20 protein-coding genes are annotated in these 19,801 nt (G+C 57.8%); 8 read left to right on the top strand and 12 right to left on the bottom strand.

Annotation, left to right across the window (positions count from 1 at the left end):
- Positions 1-32: 32 nt before the first annotated feature.
- On the bottom strand, positions 33-380 hold the full coding sequence (locus tag JH15_RS18710; RefSeq protein ID WP_043527352.1) for a con-10 family general stress protein: 348 nt from the start codon (positions 378-380) through the stop codon (positions 33-35).
- Positions 381-719: 339 nt separating this feature from the next.
- Between JH15_RS18710 and JH15_RS04350 the strand changes: the two genes are divergently transcribed.
- Positions 720-1,508: an SDR family oxidoreductase gene (locus JH15_RS04350; protein ID WP_043527355.1), complete on the top strand. Its 789-nt coding sequence runs from the start codon at positions 720-722 to the stop codon at positions 1,506-1,508.
- 61 nt (positions 1,509-1,569) lie between these two features.
- Here the strand turns inward: JH15_RS04350 and JH15_RS04355 are convergent, their stop codons facing one another.
- Complete coding sequence (locus JH15_RS04355; protein WP_043527357.1) at positions 1,570-1,821, bottom strand: hypothetical protein; 252 nt, start codon at positions 1,819-1,821, stop codon at positions 1,570-1,572.
- A gap of 117 nt (positions 1,822-1,938) precedes the next feature.
- Here JH15_RS04355 and JH15_RS04360 point away from each other — a divergent pair, with 117 nt between their 5' ends.
- The 7 genes from JH15_RS04360 to JH15_RS04390 all read left to right on the top strand — a co-directional run bounded on the left by JH15_RS04360 (position 1,939) and on the right by JH15_RS04390 (position 7,118).
- Positions 1,939-2,586 (top strand): DUF2238 domain-containing protein, encoded by a 648-nt coding sequence (locus JH15_RS04360; RefSeq protein WP_043527359.1) that lies wholly within the window; start codon positions 1,939-1,941, stop codon positions 2,584-2,586.
- A gap of 311 nt (positions 2,587-2,897) precedes the next feature.
- Positions 2,898-3,554, top strand: coding sequence for a response regulator transcription factor (locus tag JH15_RS04365; protein ID WP_043527360.1), 657 nt, complete (start codon positions 2,898-2,900; stop codon positions 3,552-3,554).
- A gap of 52 nt (positions 3,555-3,606) precedes the next feature.
- Positions 3,607-4,122: a CsgE family curli-type amyloid fiber assembly protein gene (locus JH15_RS04370; protein ID WP_156105241.1), complete on the top strand. Its 516-nt coding sequence runs from the start codon at positions 3,607-3,609 to the stop codon at positions 4,120-4,122.
- A 2-nt stretch (positions 4,123-4,124) separates the two neighbouring features.
- On the top strand, positions 4,125-4,544 hold the full coding sequence (locus tag JH15_RS04375) for a curli assembly protein CsgF (RefSeq protein ID WP_052383890.1): 420 nt from the start codon (positions 4,125-4,127) through the stop codon (positions 4,542-4,544).
- Between the two features lie 41 nt (positions 4,545-4,585).
- Positions 4,586-5,416: a CsgG/HfaB family protein gene (locus JH15_RS04380; RefSeq protein ID WP_043527361.1), complete on the top strand. Its 831-nt coding sequence runs from the start codon at positions 4,586-4,588 to the stop codon at positions 5,414-5,416.
- Between the two features lie 295 nt (positions 5,417-5,711).
- Positions 5,712-6,296, top strand: a complete 585-nt coding sequence (locus tag JH15_RS18015) for a hypothetical protein (RefSeq protein WP_197053270.1) — start codon at positions 5,712-5,714, stop codon at positions 6,294-6,296.
- 51 nt (positions 6,297-6,347) lie between these two features.
- On the top strand, positions 6,348-7,118 hold the full coding sequence (locus JH15_RS04390) for a hypothetical protein (protein WP_043527363.1): 771 nt from the start codon (positions 6,348-6,350) through the stop codon (positions 7,116-7,118).
- A 130-nt stretch (positions 7,119-7,248) separates the two neighbouring features.
- Here the strand turns inward: JH15_RS04390 and JH15_RS18020 are convergent, their stop codons facing one another.
- The 10 genes from JH15_RS18020 to sdhC form a co-directional block, all read right to left on the bottom strand.
- Positions 7,249-7,626 (bottom strand): hypothetical protein, encoded by a 378-nt coding sequence (locus JH15_RS18020; RefSeq protein WP_156105243.1) that lies wholly within the window; start codon positions 7,624-7,626, stop codon positions 7,249-7,251.
- 146 nt (positions 7,627-7,772) lie between these two features.
- A complete protein-coding gene (gene sucD, locus JH15_RS04395) occupies positions 7,773-8,645 on the bottom strand; it encodes a succinate--CoA ligase subunit alpha (protein WP_043527364.1) in 873 nt (290 codons plus the stop codon).
- Positions 8,645-9,811, bottom strand: a complete 1,167-nt coding sequence (gene sucC / locus JH15_RS04400; RefSeq protein WP_043527365.1) for an ADP-forming succinate--CoA ligase subunit beta — start codon at positions 9,809-9,811, stop codon at positions 8,645-8,647. The genes sucD and sucC overlap by 1 nt, the downstream gene beginning before the upstream one ends.
- Positions 9,812-9,963: 152 nt before the next feature.
- A complete protein-coding gene (gene lpdA / locus JH15_RS04405; RefSeq protein ID WP_043527367.1) occupies positions 9,964-11,406 on the bottom strand; it encodes a dihydrolipoyl dehydrogenase in 1,443 nt (480 codons plus the stop codon).
- Between the two features lie 49 nt (positions 11,407-11,455).
- Positions 11,456-13,057: a 2-oxoglutarate dehydrogenase complex dihydrolipoyllysine-residue succinyltransferase gene (gene odhB, locus JH15_RS04410; protein ID WP_043527369.1), complete on the bottom strand. Its 1,602-nt coding sequence runs from the start codon at positions 13,055-13,057 to the stop codon at positions 11,456-11,458.
- Between the two features lie 41 nt (positions 13,058-13,098).
- Positions 13,099-15,933, bottom strand: a complete 2,835-nt coding sequence (locus JH15_RS04415; RefSeq protein WP_043527371.1) for a 2-oxoglutarate dehydrogenase E1 component — start codon at positions 15,931-15,933, stop codon at positions 13,099-13,101.
- 267 nt (positions 15,934-16,200) lie between these two features.
- Positions 16,201-16,911, bottom strand: coding sequence for a succinate dehydrogenase iron-sulfur subunit (locus tag JH15_RS04420; protein ID WP_043527373.1), 711 nt, complete (start codon positions 16,909-16,911; stop codon positions 16,201-16,203).
- Between the two features lie 10 nt (positions 16,912-16,921).
- Positions 16,922-18,691, bottom strand: coding sequence for a succinate dehydrogenase flavoprotein subunit (sdhA, locus tag JH15_RS04425; protein ID WP_043527375.1), 1,770 nt, complete (start codon positions 18,689-18,691; stop codon positions 16,922-16,924).
- A gap of 3 nt (positions 18,692-18,694) precedes the next feature.
- The gene (gene sdhD, locus JH15_RS04430; RefSeq protein WP_043527377.1) at positions 18,695-19,045 is read right to left on the bottom strand and encodes a succinate dehydrogenase, hydrophobic membrane anchor protein; all 351 of its coding nucleotides are present in this window, start codon (positions 19,043-19,045) and stop codon (positions 18,695-18,697) included.
- A complete protein-coding gene (gene sdhC / locus JH15_RS04435) occupies positions 19,039-19,416 on the bottom strand; it encodes a succinate dehydrogenase, cytochrome b556 subunit (protein WP_043527379.1) in 378 nt (125 codons plus the stop codon). Before sdhC ends, sdhD begins: the two co-directional genes overlap by 7 nt.
- Positions 19,417-19,801: the final 385 nt, after the last annotated feature.

Genomic DNA, 19,801 nt, shown 5'->3' on the forward strand with positions numbered 1-19,801 from the left:
TGATACCACTGGCTTCAGTGGCTAATCAGCTATCAGCGGCCACCGCTGTTGCTGTTCTGGCCGCCTTTCTGACCGGCTTCAGAGGCCTTCTGACGATCGTTGGCGAAATTACCGCCACTGTTCTGGCCGCCCTTCTGACCCGCTTCAGAGGCTTTCTCTCGGTCATTGGCAAAATTGCCGCTGCTGTTCTGACCGCCGATTTGACCCCCTTTCTGACCAGCTTCAGAAGCCCGTTCAGGATCGTTCTTGAAGTTGCCACCGCTTTCCTGGCCACCTTTCTGGCCAATCTCTTCGTAGAACTCACGGTCATGAGTCTTTGCGGTGGTTTCGCCGCCTTTCTGACCGGCTTCGTTAACTGACATATTGCGCTTATCAGCCATGTGCTTCTCCTTTCGATGAAGAAAATTTCCTCGTGGAGATGCTTACCAATTACTGGCGTAACAAATCCCTCTATTACGCTAGCGGCTTGGCCGTTAGCAATGAGCACGTCCCGTGCTGTTGACTCACACCATAGAAAGGATCCGCGAATCTTCGCAAGGATGACCTTGTTTAGGGAGGTTACGACAAGATAGTGAAGGTTAAGTCATTGACGCCAAGACAAAAGAACTTTAGCCAGGAAAATGTGCCAAGCTAACCGGAGGAAGCGAAAAATCGATGCTTGGTGTATCCGCCATCGATCAGCAAGTCATGACGAGAACCACCCACAAAAGGAGAAGCTCATGGATCTGGGAATCGCGGGACGCTGGGCCATCGTATGCGCCGCCAGTAAAGGGCTGGGTAAAGGCTGCGCCAAGGCCCTGGCCAAGGAGGGGGTCAACCTGGTGATCAATGCCCGAGGGCAGGACGCACTTGAGGGTACCGCCAATGAGTTGAGAGCCCTCAACGCGTCTATCGAAGTCATTGCCATCGCCGGCGATATCAGCACCCCGGATATTCAGGAAGCGGTACTATCTGCCTGTCCTCACGTCGACATCCTGGTAAACAACAATGGCGGGCCACCCCCGGGGGATTTTCGCGACTGGGATCGTGATGATTGGTTCAAGGCAGTGGAAGGCAACATGGTCACCCCCATCGAGCTCATCAAGGCGACTGTCGATAAAATGGCTGCCAATGGCTTCGGACGGGTCGTGAACATCACCTCAGGCGCGGTGAAAGCGCCGATCGATATCCTGGGGCTCTCCAATGGTGCCCGCAGCGGGCTGACCGGGTTCATCGCCGGGTTGGCTCGACAGCCTGAACTGGCCTCCAACAATGTCACGATCAATAACCTGTTGCCGGGCTCGTTCGATACCGAGCGGCTTCAGGGCAACCTGAGAAAGACCGCAGACAAGACAGGCACGTCGGTCGAGGCTCTGCGTGAGCAGCGCGTCCAAGGCATACCAGCCCGGCGCTTCGGCAATGCCGACGAGTTCGGGGACGTATGCGCCTTTCTTTGCAGCGCTCAGGCGAGCTATCTGACTGGACAAAACATTCTTCTGGACGGGGGCAGTTACCCGGGGACGTTCTAACAACTGACATTTTGCCTTCCCCCGCACATTGGCTCGGCGGGAAGGCAACCCTATCGAGCAATCAATGCTCCATCTCCAGTAAATCGATGATCGATGTATCGCTGGGAATGAACGTATCGTCATCCTCAAGGCTGACCAACTGTCCATCGACATAGTCGACGGTACGCCCGTCCAGAGTGAACAGTTCGATGGGGCCGAGCACGTAGGTTGCTTCACTTTCGGGAGGATTGTCTGGAGCAAAATGAACAAAGGCCACCAAGGTGGCAGGTTCACCGCTCCAACTCTTCGCCGAGAACTGGCACACTTCAATCATAGGCCCCTCCGTTTTTACTCTTGTTTTATTGCAAGGTAGCACGTATCGCATGGTGTGCCACCAAAACCCCACCTACCCTATGCTACGTGCAGGATGGCAGGACCAAGGAGGGTCCAGATGCGAAAACGCAATCCGCACCGATGGATCATGAATGCGCTGCGGCTAGTACTTTTGGCCCAGGCAGGGTTCTCGTTACTGCATCGTCACGGATACCTGGCCACACTCTGCCTGCTGGTCATTCTCATTTCGTTCCTACCCCATCTTCTCGAACGGCAGTGGCGTATCCGTATGCCTCCGCTCCTGGAGTACATGGCCATCGGCGTGGTGCTCGCGTCGCTGTTACTTGGCGAAGGCTTGGGTTACTACGAGCGCTTCTGGTGGTGGGATATCTCGCTACATGGCATTTCGGGTTTCCTGCTCGGTTCCATGGGGTTTGTGATCGTTCATGGCCACGAACGCCACACGCCCCAAGGCAACCGGCTCACACCCAGCTTCACGGCGCTGTTTGCATGCCTACTCTCGGTGAGCATGGGCGCTCTATGGGAAATATTTGAGTTCACTCTCGACAGCTTGTTCGATACACGAATGCAGCACCCTGTAGGAAGCAGCTCAGGTCTTCCCGATACCATGGGAGACCTCATAATGAATACTGTCGGCGCGGTGCTCGTCGCTTGTCTGGGCTGGCGAAGCATGGAATGCGATAGTCGGGGTGCCCTCGTTAGCCGCAGCATGAGTAAGTTCATTCAGCCCAGTAAATCACGGTAATCGCTTTAACTCAGAGGTCGCTCGTGACCCAGGCTCAAGACCATCAAATCTCTCATGCCCCAAGACCAGACGAGCCTCAAGATGGCGAGCCTCCTCTAGCCATCGTCTCATAAACTTATGTTATTGACTTTTATATAAATTAGCCAATATAACGAAAATAGTGATCAATCAATAATGTTATTCCTATAAGTTATATAAAAAAATTATTACTTAACTTTACATGTTGAATAAATCCGACCACCCTGAATAGGTGAGATAGGCGCCTATAAGACAGAATCCCATGCAAAGGGATCACTCAGCGGAGCAGGGAAATGGAGATTCCTAATACCAATGTCTATTTGGTAACGCAGACTAATCCACAAAACCAGCTGTTCCTCGATTACCTCAGCCAAAGGCTGGGGTATCCGATAAGAGCGGTGACACCTTCGGATATAGAGGCGGTATTCAACGATCAACAGCGCACGTTGGTAATGCTTGATGCCGACCATATCGGCGAGTCGGAATCGCAACAATGGCAACACAAGGCCATCGAGATCGACTCACTTTATCTCGCCGCATTCAATCTTCAGGACGAAGACCAAGCCGCTCGAACGCTATCTTCCTACCATTTCGACGGTGTCTTCTACCGTAATGATCCCCTTGACTTGATAGTCAAGGGGATTGAAAAGCTCTTGGATGGCCATCTCTGGCTGTCACGCGGCTTGATGACGCGCCTGATTCATTTTTACCGGCGACAGCAGCTCAATGCCTATCGCCCGGTCTGCGGCCTTACCCAGCGAGAGCTCGACATCATCGGACTGCTGAGCTTCGGGTCATCCAACGCCGAAATCGCCGAAAAGCTGTTCGTCAGTGAGCATACGGTCAAAACCCATCTCTATAATATTTTTCGCAAGATCAAGGTCAGCAATCGTATCCAGGCAATGAACTGGGCACACCGTAATATCGGTATTCCACCGGTCATTGCATGAATAAAAAAATGACTTTGACAATACCCAACGTCTAGATAAGCAGGTTGGAACCATGAAACGCACAATGGGAACTGGCGTCGTTTCGCTGTGCGGGGCCTTTTTATTTAGCCTCAGCGTCAGTGCAGAACCGCTCACGCCTACCTCACCCGATGGGGAAACGAGCAACGCCTCAGGGACGGAGGGTATCAACCAACTCCAGGGGCCAGACGGACCCAAGGTAGAAGCACCGGTTAATGGTACCAGTGAACTGACTGGCGTCCTCGTCGACCGGACGATGACCATCATTGGCCAGCGTTTCTACCGCAGGTTCAGTCAGATCGCCATGGAGCGACCCATCATCCGCGGCGCCACCCTCACCGTGCATGAAAGACCTGATGCACGCTGGGGCGTGCAGCTATGGATTACCGAAGGCAACCAGATCCATTTCCGGACCCGACTTTCGCCGCGTCTCAATGATGCCGATGACGTCGCCCGCCAGGCGATCGATCACGTCGAAGAGGCCGTGCTCAAACGGCAAATTGCCAAAGCGATGGCACCGAGCATCGATCTTGCCGAGGAAGAATTCTAACCATGGAGAACAAGACCTTGAAAAAACACTATGCGATTGCCCTTTCGCTAGCCTGTGCCTCCCCCATGGCCGCCGCGGGAGAGCTGGTCTATCAACCGATCAACCCGTCGTTCGGCGGCAATCCCTACATGGGCAACCATCTTCTCAGCAAGGCCCAGGCCCAGGATACGCATAAAGATCCGGATGCGCGCAGCTACGAGCCGCTATCCACTACCGATCGTCTGGTTCAGAGCCTGCAGAATAGCTTGGTCAGGCAACTCATCAGTGACGTCAATGATGGGGACGTAGAGGAAGGTACGTTCGATACCGATGAGTTTGGTGTCGTGATCAATAACGACGGCGGCCAGCTGAGCATTGACGTTACCGACAAGATCACCGGGGATACGACGACTATCAGTGTCGGTGGTTTGTCGGGTTATTAAGAAGCATCGAGCTCTTCCAAGAATACGTTAAGGGAACGAACATGAGACTTATCTATTTACTTTTAGTGCTTATGAGCCTGAGCGGCTGCGCCAGCATAGTCGCCGACTCCGAGGGGCTCGAGGGCCAGCCGCCAACGCTGACACCGCGTAGCGGTACCTACCAGGACCTGATCGCGTTGCCCCCTCCGGCAGGTCAGATCTATGCCTCGGTTTATGATTTCCGCGACATGACCGGGCAATACAAGCCGGCGCCCAACAGTACCTTTTCAACAGCGGTGACTCAGGGGGCCGCCGCCATGCTGACCGGTGCCTTGGCGGACTCGGGCTGGTTCATTCCACTGGAGCGGGTCGGCTTACAGAACCTGCTGACCGAACGACGCATCATTCGCGCCGAGTTCGAGCGCTTCGGCCAACCCGATACCCTGCCATCATTACGTGCCGCTTCCGTAATGCTTGAAGGCGGGATAATCGCTTATGAATCCAATATTCGCACCGGAGGCGCAGGCGCCGAATACTTCGGCATCGGTGCATCAGGCCAGTATCAGGTCGATCAGGTGACGGTGAATCTACGTGCCATCGAGATTTCCACGGGCGAAGTGCTGGCTAACGTCACCACAACCAAGACCATCTATTCGAAGGAGCTGCGCGCAGGCGTTTACCGCTTCATCGACTTCAAACGCCTACTGGAGGCCGAAGCCGGCATAACCAATAACGAGCCCGTACAAATGGCAGTCATGTCGGCCATTGAATCGTCTGTCATCCATCTCATCGCCCGGGGGGTCACTACAAATCTCTGGAACCTGCCAGCGGATATGCAAATTCGGGACACAATTCTTGCCGATTATCTGAACGCCCCGACCCCGGCACTGTAGAATATTATCGCCTAGCTCACACTCCACTCGACATCGTCAACGATCAGGCCATGCTTCACGCATGGTCTTTTTTTGTTTCCTGTTCCAGCAACGCCTATCAGCAGCCGAATAATACTTTCGACATTAAAAGTACCAAATAGCTAGTACCGAACATTGGCCCCGATTTCTGATGGCATCGTTTTCTTAGCAATCCATACTTAAACTCACAGTTCGCTTACACCGATTAACAAATAGATCACCTATACATACCCGGTTCATTAAGCAAGCTTCAATGTTCACAAAGGCAGGGATAGCCATGCGTGCCAATTGTAATCAGACATCGCAAAAAAAGAGTAGGAAGCCACTCACGTCTTTACTTACCGGCCCACTAACGCTATTGCCTGCGCTGATGCTGGTGCTCTCTGGGCCAGTTTCGGCAGACGAAGTCACCGAGAAGCTGCAGAATACTCGTGACTTGAGTCAGCAAGAGCTACAGACATTTTATAAAACAGCTGACTTAAACTTTTCACAAGCGGGTTGGAAAAACAGCACCAGCATCATATCTCAGATTGGCGACCAAAACAGCGCCGTCGTCTCTCAGCGCCATGATCCTGCTGCGTATCAGCAAGGCAATTACGCTAACGTCTATCAATATGGCAATGAGAATGAAGCCTCTATTCTTCAGGCCGGCGGTAATAATATTGGTGCCATTTTTCAGGACGGTGACGAACACCGAGCAACGATAGAACAGCACGGCGATAACTTCGAAGCCCGACTGAACCAATACGGCATCGGAGGCGACGTTCACGTTTCACAATCGGGGAGTGGCTTACGCAACATTACCGTTGACCAAAATGCGTCTTCGGGCATGTCTGCTCCTGTCACTGTCCATACCTACTGAGATCAGTCGAATCTCAGGCAACTCAGCAGTAAATCTAAGGAAGGGAATACCATGAAAAAAACAGCCATCTTTGCAGCATCCGCTCTGGCGCTCGCCATTTCAGCAGCAGCACAGGCAGATAAAAATAACTCTGAGGTCACTCAAACAGGCGTTAGTAACTATAGCTTCGTTGACCAAAACGGGCCTTCGAACGAGGCGGAAGGAAGCATCTCAGACATTGAGCAAACTGGAACCGGCAACATTGCTAGGGTCACGCAAAACACAATGGCTCCCCGGACCCATGAGTCAACAGTAGAACAAATCGGCGCGGGTAACATCACCGATGTCTATCAGAACGGTGAAGAGGATAGCGCTCAAACAGGCTTCACTAGTGAAGTGACACAAAGCGGAACCTACAACCGGGCTACTGTCAATCAGTCCGGAGAGCATAGCCTTCGCAGCAGCATCGTGCAGGCTGGCAGCCAAAACAATGCTCTAGTTAATCAAACCACATCATCGAATGGTTCGAAAATCAATCAAGATGGCTTTGGTAACTCCTCAGATGTATACCAGGGTGGGATAGCTGAAAGATCAATCATCAATCAAACAGGGCAGTTCAACGCTGCTGACGTCTACCAAGAGGGTGGCTTCAGTAAATCCGAAATCGATCAATATGGTAGCAGCAACTACGCCAATGTCTCCCAAGTTGCAGACACAGCCAGATCTACCATAGACCAAACAGGTCTAGGAAATGCTGCTTATATCGATCAAGGCCAGTTCAATAACATCTCGACCGTTACTCAAAATGGCATCAGCAACCTCGCCGACGTATCCCAGCATTAATAAGCGATGGGTCTAGGAAGCCCTAGCCCTGTTTGCGCCCCATGAACTTGTCCATCTAATGGGCAAGTTCATGGTTTACTCCTTAATAGCGGAAACATAATCACTCGGATTAATTGCTAATTTCAGCAAGTTAGTTTACTGTGGTTTTCAAAACACTTCCCTTACCCTGCGTCGAAGAGAGCGAGCGATTGCCGTTATTACGAATCTCTACTAATAGCCGCCCCCCCTCACTCAACTGAGTTACCGTACCTGAGATAGCCTCGCCCATGTATGCATAGGTCACCGGTATGCTCCCTTCATGCTCGAAACGATTTACCACACCGTCAGCTGAAGTAATAACCCACTCAGCAGCAAAGCGTGTCCCCTCATCACCACTGATTTGAATGTATATATTGGCGTCCGGCCTAGGTGTATGGTCTGCTGTCATCTCATCTCCCCAACCAATATTGGCTAGACTTAAACACAACACTAGCCCCGAGGTTCGAGATAGTACTAAAGGAATCTTCATGATTAGTTACCCCGCCCAGGTTGGCTGCTTGGCTAGACCATCTGCAGTTACACTAGCACTGTTAGCTGTAATTGCGTCAGGCCTGTGAGCAACAAAAAAGGCGCTCCTTTCGGAGCGCCTTCGTTACCTACGTCATCCTGACTTACTTACCAGCCAGTGACTTCCTTCAGCGCATCGCCGATCTCGGCCAGGGAACGCACGGTCTTGACACCGGCGTCTTCCAGGGCGGAGAACTTCTCGTCTGCAGTACCCTTGCCACCGGAGATGATCGCACCGGCGTGACCCATGCGCTTACCCGGAGGTGCAGTCACACCCGCGATGTAGGAAACGACCGGCTTGGAAACGTTGGCCTTGATGTAGGCCGCGGCTTCTTCCTCGGCAGTGCCGCCGATTTCACCGATCATGACGATGGCTTCGGTCTTGGGATCCTTCTCGAACAGCGCGAGGATGTCGATGAAGCTGGAGCCCGGGATCGGGTCGCCACCGATGCCTACGCAGGTCGACTGGCCGAAGCCGTGGTCGGTGGTCTGCTTGACCGCTTCGTAGGTCAAAGTGCCGGAACGCGACACGATGCCTACACGGCCCGGCTTGTGGATGTGACCCGGCATGATGCCGATCTTGGTCTCACCCGGGGTGATCACGCCGGGGCAGTTCGGGCCGATCAGGCGCACACCCAGCTCGTCGCACTTCACCTTGACGTCGAGCATGTCGAGCGTCGGGATGCCTTCGGTGATGCACACGATCAGCTTGATGCCGGCGTTGGCAGCTTCAAGGATTGAATCCTTGCAGAACGGGGCCGGCACGTAGATGACGGACGCTTCGGCGCCGGTCTTCTCGACGGCTTCGCGTACGGTGTTGAACACCGGCAGGCCCAGGTGCTCCTGGCCGCCCTTGCCCGGCGTCACGCCACCGACCATGTTGGTGCCGTAGGCGATCGCCTGTTCGGAGTGGAAGGTCCCCTGGCCACCGGTGAAGCCCTGGCAGATGACCTTGGTGTTCTTGTCGATCAAGATACTCATTACTTGCCCTCCGCCGCTTTGACGACCTGCTGTGCCGCGTCAGTCAGGCTGGTAGCAGCGATGATGTTCAGACCGCTGGAGGCCAGTTTCTCGGCACCCAGCTCGGCGTTGTTGCCTTCGAGGCGTACCACGACCGGCACGTTGACACCGACCTGCTCGACGGCACCGATGATGCCCTCGGCGATCATGTCGCAACGCACGATACCGCCGAAGATGTTGACCAGAACGGCCTTCACGGAGGTGTCGGAGAGGATGATCTTGAAGGCTTCGGCTACGCGCTCCTTGGTGGCGCCACCGCCGACATCAAGGAAGTTGGCCGGCTGGCCGCCGTTGAGCTTGATGATGTCCATGGTGCCCATGGCAAGCCCGGCACCATTGACCATGCAGCCGATGTTGCCTTCCAGCGCCACGTAGTTGAGTTCCCACTTCTGGGCGTTGGCTTCGCGCTCGTCTTCCTGGGACGGGTCACGCATCGCCTGCAGGTCGGGGTGACGATACAGGGCGTTGCTGTCCAGGTTGATCTTGGCGTCGAGGCAGTGCAGGTTGCCTTCGCTGGTGATGACCAGCGGGTTGATCTCGAGCAGCGCCAGGTCCTTGTCGTGGAACATCTTCGACAGGCCCAGGAAGATCTTGGTGAACTGCTTGACCTGGTCGCCGGACAGACCCAGGGCGAAGGCCAGCTCACGCGCCTGGTAGGGCTGTGCGCCGACCAGCGGATCGATCTCGGCCTTGAGGATCTTCTCGGGGGTTTCCTCGGCGACCTTCTCGATCTCCACACCGCCTTCGGTGGAGGCCATGAAGACCACACGGCGAGTGGCACGGTCAACCACGGCACCCAGGTAAAGCTCGTTGGCGATATCGGTGCAGTTCTCGACCAGGATCTTGGCGACCGGCTGACCATGCTCGTCGGTCTGGTAGGTCACCAGGTTCTTGCCCAGCCACTGCTCGGCGAAGGCCTTGGCCTCGTCCGCGCTCTTGATCAGCTTGACACCGCCAGCCTTGCCGCGACCACCGGCATGCACCTGGGCCTTGACGACCCACATGTCACCGCCGATTTTCTTGCAGGCTTCGGCTGCTTCTTCGGGAGTGTCCACGGCGAAACCCTTGGACACCGGCAGACCATAATCGGCAAACAGTTGCTTGCCTTGATACTCGTGAAGGTTCATCGATTCATGCCATTGGTTGCATGTGACTCGAACGATGACCCTGGGCGCGGCCGAATCGGCTCTCTGCCCGGGTCACCCCCGTCTGCGCCCGGTACATTGCCGGGCGCGTGCGCCACCCGCGGGTGGCGCTTGTTGTCGCGTTGGCCTTCCGCTTACTTGCGCTTCTTGCGGTTGGCCATGTGGATGGCGTGTCCGTCGACGGCCAGGGCCGCCTCGTGGATCGCTTCCGAAGTGCTCGGGTGCGCGTAACAGGTCAGCGCCAGATCTTCGGCACTGGAGCCGAACTCCATGGCGATCACGCCCTGAGCGATCAGCTCGCCAGCGTGCTGGCTGACGATATGCACGCCCAGGATACGGTCGGTCTCGGCATCGGCGATCACCTTGGCCACGCCCTCGGGGGCGTTGTTGGCCAGTGCGCGACCGTTGGCCGAGAACGGGAAGGACCCGGTCTTGACCTCGATACCGGCCGCCTTGGCTTCCTGCTCGTTCATGCCGACCCACGCCACTTCGGGCGAAGTGTAGATCACACTGGGGATGGCGTCGTAATTCATCTCGGCTTTGTGGCCGGCGATGATGTCGGCAACCATCATGCCCTCTTCTGAGGCCTTGTGCGCCAGCATCGGGCCGCGCACGCAGTCGCCGATGGCATAGACGCCCGGCACGCTGGTACGGCAATGGTCGTCGACGAAGATGAAGCCACGCTCATCCAGCTTGACGCCAGCGTCATCGCCCAGCAAACCTTCGGTGTACGGACGACGGCCGACACATACGATCAGCTTGTCGACCACGATCTCCTGGTCACCATCGGCATCGGCGTACTTGACGGTGACTTCCTTGCCGTTGATCTCGGAACCGGTAACGCGGGCGCCCATCTTGATATCCAGGCCCTGCTTCTTGAGCAGCTTCTGGGTCTCCTTGGCCACGTCCTTGTCGACCATCGGCAGGAACGAGTCCATCGCCTCGAGGACGGTGACCTCACTGCCCAGGCGACTCCACACGCTACCCAGCTCGAGGCCGATCACGCCGGCGCCGATCACACCAAGGCGCTTGGGCACTTCGGAAAATTCCAGCGCGCCGGTGGAGCTGACGATGATGTCTTCGGTCAGCGGGGTCGGGGGGATCTCGACCGGTACGGAGCCGGACGCGATGATGATGTTGTCGGCTTCGTAAGAGGCCTTCTCACCATCGTTGCCGGTCACTTCGACCTGCTTGCTGGAGACGACGCGGCCGGTGCCTTCCAGCGCGGTGACACCGTTGGCCTTGAACAGGGCGCTGATACCGCCGACGTTCTTGGCGATGACCTTGTCCTTGAACTCGAGCATCTTGGCAACGTTCGGCGCCACGTCACCGCCGATATCGATGCCGATTTCCTCGTAGTGGTCGCGCGCTTCGACGAACTTGTGCGAGGTCTCGAGCAGGGCCTTGGAGGGAATGCAGCCCACGTTCAGGCAGGTGCCGCCATGGACGGTCTTGCCTTCCTTGTTGACCCACTTCTCGACACAGGCGGTCTTCAGACCCAGCTGTGCGGCGCGGATGGCGGCCACGTAACCCCCGGGGCCTGCGCCAATGACGATCAGATCGAATTTATCGGCCATGTGATCTTCCTGTTAGTCGGTACGCTATGGATTCGCTTCGTCTCGATGCTCAGATGTCCAGCAGCAGGCGCGCCGGATCCTCGAGCAGCTCCTTGATGGTGACCAGGAACTGGACTGCATCCTTGCCATCGATCATGCGGTGATCATAGGACACGGCGAGGTACATCATCGGACGAATCTCGACCTTGCCGTTGACCGCCATCGGGCGCTCCTGGATCTTGTGCATCCCCAGGATAGCCGTCTGCGGCGGATTGATGATCGGCGTCGACATCAGCGAACCGAAGATACCGCCGTTGGTGATGGTGAAGGTGCCACCCTGCATCTCGTCGATGCCGAGCTTGCCGTCACGGGCACGCTTACCGAAATCGACGATGGTCTTCTCGACATCGGCGATCTTCATGCTGTCGGTGTCGCGCAGTACCGGGACCACCAGGCCACGATCGGTGGATACCGCCACGCCGATGTCCTGGTAGCCGTGATAGACGATATCGGTACCGTCGATCGAGGCGTTGACGTCAGGGAAGCGCTTGAGGGCTTCGCTGGCGGCCTTGACGAAGAAGCCCATGAAACCGAGCTTAACGTCGTGGGACTTCTGGAACGTGTCCTTGTACTGAGCACGCAGGGCCATCACGGCGCCCATGTCCACCTCGTTGTAGGTGGTGAGCATGGCCGCGGTCTGCTGGGCCTGGACCAGACGCTTGGCGATGGTCTGACGCAGACGACTCATCGGCACGCGCTTCTCGGGCCGCTCGCCCTCGACAGCCGGTGCGGCTGCAGCCGCTTTCTGCGGCGCTGCAGAGGGCTGTGAGGCCTTCTTCGCATTGCCTTCTTTCACGGCACGCTGGACGTCTTCCTTGAGGATACGGCCACCCTTGCCGGTGCCTTCGATCTTGTTGACGTCGAGATCGTGCTCAGCGACCAGCTTGCGTGCGGCCGGGGCCAGGATCTTGTCGCCGACCTTCTCGTCGGTTTCGCTGCCACTGGCTTCGCTCTCGTCGCCGCGCGACTCGGCAGAGGCGCCTTCGTCTGCGCCGGAGTCGTCGCCCGCCCCTTCGGCGAAGATGGCCAGGACCTGCTCGGACTCGACCTGGCTGCCTTCTTCGGCCTTGATTTCCTTGAGCGCGCCATCTGCCGGCGCCACGACCTCCAGCACGACCTTGTCGGTCTCGATGTCGGCCAGCACCTCGTCACGCTTCACGGCTTCGCCGATCTTCTTGTGCCAGGTGGCAACGGTGCCTTCCTGAATCGACTCGGGGAAGCTCGGTGCCTTGACATCATGGGTCTTGCCCGACGCAGCCGGCTTGCTATCGCTCTTGCTTTCAGCTTTCGGCGCGTCGTTGGATTCTTTCTTTGACTCGTCCTTCGACTCTTCTTCGGACTCTTCCTTGGCGTCGGCCTTGTCGGCCTTGGCTTCGGCAGCGCCCAATAGCCCCAGCACCTGTTCGGACTGGACGGTGTCACCCTCTTCCGCCTTGATCTCAGACAGTGTGCCGGCTTCCGGAGCCAAGACTTCTAGCACGACCTTGTCGGTCTCGATCTCGACGAGCAGTTCGTCACGCTCGACGCTATCGCCAGGCTTCTTGTGCCAGGTGGCCACGCTGCCTTCGGCAACGGATTCCGGAAAATTTGGCGCTTTGATCTCGGTAGCCATTTCGTTTCCCTTGTGAGTTCTCTCTCGTCCCGTGGGACGCCTTAACCGTTAAAGGCGTCTTCCACCAGTTGACGCTGCTGTTCGACATGCACGGACATGTAGCCCGATGCGGGGGCAGCCGATGCCGGGCGACCGGCGAACTTGAGCTGGTGGCCCAGACCTTCGCGCAGCATGTCGGTCACGATACGCATGTGGTGCTGGCTCTGATACCACGCGCCCTGGTTGAGCGGCTCTTCCTGGCACCAGATCACCTGTTCGAGGTTCGGATAGTCCTTGAGCGCCTCGTAGAGCTCTTCCTTGGGGAAGGGATAGAGCTGTTCCAGACGCAGGATAGCCGTATCCTCACGCTCGTTCTCGGTGCGGTAGGCGGCCAGGTCGTAATAGACCTTGCCGGCACACAGCACCACCCGCTCCACCTTCTCGGCGTCGAGCTTGCCCTGGTCCGGCAACACCATATGGAACTTGCCATGCGCCAGATCCTCGAGGGTCGACGTGGCTTCCTTGTGGCGCAGCAGGCTCTTGGGCGACATGACGACCAGCGGCTTGCGCAACGGACGAATCACCTGGCGACGCAGCAGATGGAATATCTGCGCCGGAGTGGTGGGTACGCAGACCTGCATGTTGTGCTCGGCGCACAGTTGCAAGAAGCGCTCGAGGCGTGCCGAGGAGTGCTCGGGACCCTGCCCCTCATAGCCGTGCGGTAACAGCATGGTCAAACCGCACAGACGGCCCCACTTAGTCTCGCCGGAGGAGATGAACTGATCGACCACCACCTGGGCACCGTTGAAGAAGTCGCCGAATTGGGCTTCCCAGATGACCAGTGAGTTGGGGGTCGTGGTTGAGTAGCCGTATTCGAACGCCAGCACGGCCTCTTCCGAGAGGTAGGAGTCGTGGATGGTGAAACGCGGCTGCCCTTCCTTGATGTGCTCGAGCGGCACGTAGGTCGTACCGTCCTTCTGGTTATGCACCACCGCGTGACGGTGGGAGAAGGTGCCGCGCCCCGTGTCCTGCCCGGTAATACGGATCGGGTGGCCCTGATCGAGCAGCGTGGCATAGGCCAGGGTCTCGGCGAAGCCCCAGTTGAGTCCCATGCCGCCCGCCAGCATCTTGCGGCGATCTTCGTAGATCTTGGCCACCTGACGCTGCACCTGGACGCCGTCGGGAATCTCGCACATCCTCGCGGCAAGCTGCTGCATGTGCTTCATGTCGACGGTGGTGTCGGCATCGCCGCTCCACTCGTGCCCCAGGTAAGGCGCCCAATCGACGAAGAGCTCCTTGTTAGGCTCCTTGACCAAGGCGTTAGCGACGTGATTGCCAGCCATCAGGTCTTCACGGTATTTCTCGGTCAGCGCCTTGGTATCGTCCTCGGAAAGCACCCCTTCTTCAGCCAGGCGGCCTGCATAGAGCGCCCGTGCGGAGGGATGATCCTTGATTTTCTGATACATCATCGGCTGCGTGCCGGACGGCTCGTCGGCCTCGTTGTGACCCCGACGGCGGTAGCAGACCAGGTCGATGACCACGTCACGCTTGAACTGGTGACGGTAGTCGATGGCCACCTGGGTCGCGTGCAGCACCGCATCGGGATCATCGCCATTGACGTGGAAGATCGGCGCCTGAACCATCTTGGCGATATCGGTGGCGTATTCCGTGGAACGCGTGTCCTGCGGATGCGAGGTGGTGAAACCGACCTGGTTGTTGATGATGATATGAACCGTGCCGCCGGTCTTGTAGGCACGGGTCTGTGACATCTGGAAGGTTTCCATGACCACACCCTGGCCGGCAAATGCCGCGTCGCCGTGGATGTTGATCGGCAGGACCTTGCTGCCCTCGCTGTCATCACGGCGATCCTGGCGGGCGCGGACCGAACCTTCCACAACCGGCGCAACGATTTCCAGGTGCGACGGGTTGAACGCCAGCGCCAGGTGGACCTCGCCGCCCGGTGTCATGACGTTGGAGCTGAAGCCCTGATGATACTTGACGTCACCGGAGCCCTTCTCGATCACCTTCTTGCCGTCGAACTCCTCAATCAGCTCGGAGGGGCTCTTGCCGAGAATGTTGACCAGCAGGTTGAGGCGTCCGCGGTGCGCCATTCCGATGACGACTTCCTTGGTACCGTAATTCCCGGTCCGCTGGATGATCTCGTCCATCATCGGGATGAAGGTTTCGCCGCCTTCGAGCCCGAAGCGCTTGGTACCCGGATACTTCGATGCCAGGTAGTTTTCCAGCCCTTCCGCCGCCGTCAGGCGCTCCAGCACGTGCTTGCGCACGTCGGCGCTGAATTTCGGCTTTGAGCGCACCGATTCGAACCGTTGCTGCAGCCAGCGCTTCTCCTCGGTGTCGACGATATGCATGATCTCGCAACCGATGGAGCGACAGTAAGTCTGCTCCAGCGTGTCGACGATTTCCTTGAGCGTCGCCTTGTCCTTGCCCAGGAACAACGAACCCGTCTGAAACTCGGTATCCAGATCAGCCTTGGAAAGCTGGTGGAAAGAGAGCTCCAGATCGGGAACCGGCACCTGCGAACGCAGCTTGAGCGGATCGATATCGGCCTTCTGGTGGCCGCGGAAGCGATACGCGTTGATCAGCTGGAGAACCTTGACCTGCTTCTTGCTCTCGCCACTGTCGCTGGACGCAGCGGCCTGCGTGGTGCGCCGATTCCGGCCGAGCTGGTAGAACTGATCGCGGATGGGTTCGAGGGGGACGTCTTGGGAGGGACTGCCTTCGGGACGGGGCAATTGGTCAAAATAATTGCGCCATTCGTCGGGAACAGCGTTGGGATCGACGAGGTATTGTTCGTAGAGCGCTTCCACGTAGTGGGCATTGCCACCACTTACGTGGGAAGTGCGCCACATCAACTCCATTATGCCTTCTTGCATCTCTTGTCACCCTGCACTGATGGGGTGTTAACTGCGCCAACGCGGCGGCGCCGCATCGGGGCGTTCTGGTGCCCTGCCGGCGAGGGCGATGAAACGAGCCGGCGAATTCGCTACATGCCCTTGGCGGACACGGCCCATACGCCTTGCTTCGATCGTCAAAAGCCGGTGCACCAGGCACCGGCTCTCGAGGCGGGGAGCCGGGTCCGGCTGCGACATTCGGTCACATCCGAAAACCGGCGTATATGATAGCAAGATGAGCGCCGCGATTTAAGTGGCATTCGTCAGCAGCATTTCCCGGATCTTGCCGATCGCCCGTGTGGGGTTGAGCCCCTTGGGACAAACCGACACGCAGTTCATGATGCCGCGGCAACGGAATACGGAGAACGGATCCTCCAGATCGGCCAGGCGATCACGAGTGGCCGTGTCACGGGAGTCGGCCAGGAAGCGATACGACTGCAACAGGCCGGCAGGACCGACGAACTTGTCCGGGTTCCACCAGAACGACGGGCAGGACGACGAGCAGCAAGCACACAAGATGCACTCGTAAAGCCCGTCGAGCTTGTCGCGATCTTCAGGCGACTGCAGGCGTTCGATGGCCGGCGTCGGATCGTCGTTCTGCAGGTACGGCTGGATGCGCTCGTACTGACGATAGAAGATACCCATGTCGACCACCAGGTCACGAATGACCGGCAGGCCCGGCAGCGGTCGCAGCACCAGCTTGTTGTTGCGAACCACGTCGGAGAGCGGCGTGACACAGGCCAGGCCGTTCTTGCCGTTCATGTTCATGCCGTCGGACCCGCACACCCCTTCACGGCAGCTGCGGCGATAAACCATGGTGCTGTCCTGCTCCTTGATCAACTCAAGAACGTTGAGCACCATCAGATCACGGCCCTGGGTGTCGATCTGAAACTCCTGCATGTACGGCGCGGAGTCGGTTTCAGGGTTGTAACGGTAAAGAGAAACCTGAAGCGTAGACATCGTGACCCCCTTAGTAAGTACGGACTTTCGGCTCGAAGGTGTCGACGGTCTTCGGCTTGAAGTTCACATCGCGCTTGCCCAGCCTCTTCTCGAGCGGGAAGTAGATGGAGTGCTTCAGCCAGTTGGCGTCGTCACGATCCGGATAGTCGTAGCGGGAATGGGCACCGCGACTCTCCTTGCGCTCCAGCGCGGAGATCGCCGTGGCCTCGGCTACTTCCATCAGGTTGTCGAGCTCCAGGGCTTCGACACGAGCGGTGTTGAAGGCGTTGGACTTGTCGGGCAGGTGTGCCTCGGCAATCCGGCCGCGCAGATCGGCCAATTTCTTGACGCCTTCCTGCATGTGATCCTCCTGGCGGAACACGCCGAAGGATGTCTGCATGATGTCTTGCAATTCGGCACGCAGTGCCGGGATTGACTCGCCGTTGCCGGATTCGTTCCACCGGTTCATGCGAGCCAGCGCCGAATCGATGTCCGACTGGGAGGCGTCGAGGTAATCGATGCCTTCGTTGAGCGCACCTTCGATGTACATGCCGGCGGCACGACCGAACACCACCAGGTCGAGCAGCGAGTTGCCGCCCAGGCGGTTGGCGCCATGCACCGAGACGCAGGCCGCTTCGCCACAGGCGAACAGGCCGTTGATGATCTGGTCCTTGCCGTCGGCGTCCTGCATGATCGCCTGGCCATGCACATTGGTCGGGATCCCGCCCATCATGTAATGGCAGGTCGGAACGACCGGGATCGGCTCCTTGGCCGGATCGGCGGCAGCGAAGGTCTTCGAAAGCTCGACGATACCCGGCAGACGCTTGCCCAGCACTTCCTCGCCCAGATGATCGAGCTTGAGGTAGACGTGGTCGCCTTTCTCGCCACAGCCACGGCCTTCGAGGATCTCCATGACCATGGAGCGTGCTACCACGTCACGACCTGCGAGATCCTTGGCGTTGGGCGCATAGCGCTCCATGAAGCGCTCGCCATCCTTGTTGACCAGATAGCCGCCTTCACCACGGCAGCCTTCCGTGACGAGCACGCCCGCCCCATAGATACCGGTGGGGTGGAACTGCCACATCTCCATGTCCTGCATCGGGAAACCGGCGCGCAGGGCCATGCCGATACCGTCACCGGTATTGATCAGGGCGTTGGTGGTAGAGGCGTAGATACGGCCCGCCCCACCGGTAGCGAGGACGGTGGCCTTGGACTTCACGTGCACCACTTCGCCGGTCTCGATGCACATGGCGATACAGCCCACGACATCGTTGTTGGCATTCTTGACCAGATCGACCGCATACCACTCGTTCAGGAAGGTGGTGTTGTTCTTCAGATTGTTTTGGTAAAGGGTGTGCAGCAAGGCGTGGCCGGTACGGTCGGCCGCGGCGCAAGTACGCGCTGCCTGGCCACCCTTGCCGAAGTCCTTGGACTGGCCGCCGAAAGGCCGCTGATAGATACGACCGTTATCGAAGCGCGAAAACGGCAGGCCCATGTGCTCGAGCTCGAAGACCGACTTGGGGCCTTCGGAGCACATGTACTCGGCAGCGTCCTGGTCGGTGATGTAGTCACCGCCCTTGACGGTATCGTACATGTGCCAGCGCCAGTCGTCGTTCGGGTCGGCGGAGGCAATGGCGCACGTGATGCCGCCCTGGGCGGACACGGTGTGCGAACGGGTCGGGAACACCTTGGACAGAACGGCGGTCTTCTTGCCGGACTTGGCCAATTCGAGGGCGGCACGCAGGCCGGAGCCGCCACCACCGATGATGATTGCGTCAAAGGTCAGGCTACGCATAGACATGGATCAGGCTCCCCACAGGACTTGAATGCCCCACACCAGAAAGACGAAAACGGCCAGGATGATGAAGGTCTGGACGGCCAGGCGGATACCGACCCACTTGTTGAGGTAGTCGGTGGTAACGATCCACAGGCCCACCCAGGCATGGGCTGCCAGGGACACGAACGCCAACAATGAGAAGATGCGCATCCACGCCTGCGAGAACAATCCACTCCAGGCGATGTAGTCCAGGCCCGGATTGAACAGCAGGTAGCCGACGATGAACAGCGTATAAAGGGCGAGAATGACAGCCGAGACGCGCTGAATCAGCCAGTCGGCCAGCCCGCTGCGCCCAGGGTTCGTGATGTTGGTTACCATACCCATACTCCTGCCAGGATCACCAGAACGGCGCTGGCGACAACGGTGATCTGTGCCTTGCGAAGTCCACCTTCCAGCGTCACGCCGATATGGAGGTCCATCAGAAGGTGCTTTACGCCCGCCACGAAGTGCACTGCGAGCGCGGACAGCATGCCCCAGGCCACCAGCTTGGCCAGGATGTTGTGCGCCAGCGTGTCACGTACCGCATCGAAGCCTTGGGGAGACGAGAGCGACTTGTCGAGCGCCCAGAAGGCGAAGATCAAGCCGATGAACAGGATGACGCCACTGATGCGGTGGGCAATGGACGTGAGCGCCGGGAGGGGGAACTGGATCGTCGCAAGATCTAGGTTTATGGGTCGTTTGCTATTCACGGCTCTTTACACACTCTCTTGGCCCGCTCTTGCATGCATCGGGCGAGGCCCGAGCGGGCGGTGGTTTTGAGGAAGGGCTCGGCCGTCTGCCAAGTCGGCACGACCTTCATCCAGCCAGTCGCGCGGGGTGGATTATAAGGACAAGGGTGAAGCATGACAAATCGAAGCTTACTTCCCTAGACCTTCGTCCATCCTTGACCGCCCCGGGGAAAAGCGCAAAATGATGCAGAGCATCAATCAGTATACAAGCCTTTCACACCAATACGTTATCCGCACAAGTCCACTGCCCCATGGGCTAATTGACATCGCCCGGCACGCTTCTATAGTGGGCGAACCTTTTCGCCAGTACGGCAAGCGAGACAACGACTTATCGCCTGACACCATA

It is taken from the genome of Litchfieldella xinjiangensis, assembly GCF_000759345.1.
Classification (GTDB): domain Bacteria; phylum Pseudomonadota; class Gammaproteobacteria; order Pseudomonadales; family Halomonadaceae; genus Litchfieldella_A; species Litchfieldella_A xinjiangensis.